Annotated in this window: 1 protein-coding gene and 1 pseudogene; one reads left to right on the forward strand and one right to left on the reverse strand. The window is 45.0% G+C overall.

The window, feature by feature from the left end; all coding sequences use genetic code 11:
• Positions 1-764, forward strand: a 764-nt coding sequence (locus R7O13_RS24595; protein ID WP_318304902.1) for an EAL domain-containing protein, incomplete at its 5' end; no start/stop codon positions are given.
• A gap of 79 nt (positions 765-843) precedes the next feature.
• On the opposite strand, the pseudogene R7O13_RS24600 reads toward R7O13_RS24595, so the two are convergent.
• Positions 844-1,032 (reverse strand): annotated as a pseudogene (locus tag R7O13_RS24600) (5'-methylthioadenosine/adenosylhomocysteine nucleosidase); the annotation flags it as partial.

Here is a 1,032-nt window from a genome sequence, read left to right on the forward strand (position 1 = left end):
GGCTTGTGTTTCAACCTTACATGAATAACAAAGACAACGAAATTGAAGGCTTGGAAGTGCTTCTACGTTGGGACGCAGAAGGCTTGGGGCCAGTGCCACCAACCGAATTTATTCCAATCGCAGAGCAAGCTGGGTTGTTTGACAAAATAGACCGTTGGGTGTTTGCCAATGCAACCGAGGAATACCATCATTTGAGAAGCATTTTCGGCAAAGACATTGTCCTGTCCATCAACCTTTCATCGGCCGAATTAAACTCGTTAGAAATGGCGCAATTTATTCATAAACACGTAACGAGAAATGGCATCAAACCAGAATGTATCGAACTAGAAATTACCGAGACGTTTGCCGCGGAACAACAAGGCACGGCATTGCTTGATGAGCTTTCTAAACTGGGTTATCGACTTGCTATTGATGATTTCGGCTCTGGCTACACGTCGCTCACTCAGCTTGTTCAATATCCAGTACAAAAGATTAAGTTTGACCGAGAATTTCTACTGACGTTGATGAACACCAATAATGGACACGTGATCAAACCGATCATTGAGCTGTGCCATGCTCAAAACAAAGCCGTGACCGCCGAAGGCATTGAACACGACGTTATGCACAAATGGTTGTCCGCTTATCGATGTGATTTCATGCAAGGATACTTGTTCGGAAAGCCAATGGACAAAGAGCAACTTAGCTTGTGGTGGAAATCGGCCAACGATGACAATCGATTCTCTCAGCCGCTTACAACCAAATTCGCGGCTGAGGGTGGAATTTGAAGGTAAAGAATCGATAATGTTTACTTTGACGAACTCATAAAAAAGCAGCACTTAATGTGCTGCTTTTCGTATTCTCACCCTATTGCATGCGCTTAAGCATGTTGAGCGTAATGGTTGCTGAGTTATCTGCCGTCGCTTTTTTCAGCTCAGAATAAACCACATCAGCAGAGCCATCCGCTTTGTCGGAAATCGTGCGGATGACAACATACGGAACCTTAAAGGCGGTTGCAACTTGTCCCAATGCCGCACCTTCCATTTCGACGGCCAT

The sequence above is a fragment of the Vibrio sp. Y176 genome (genome assembly GCF_033438945.1).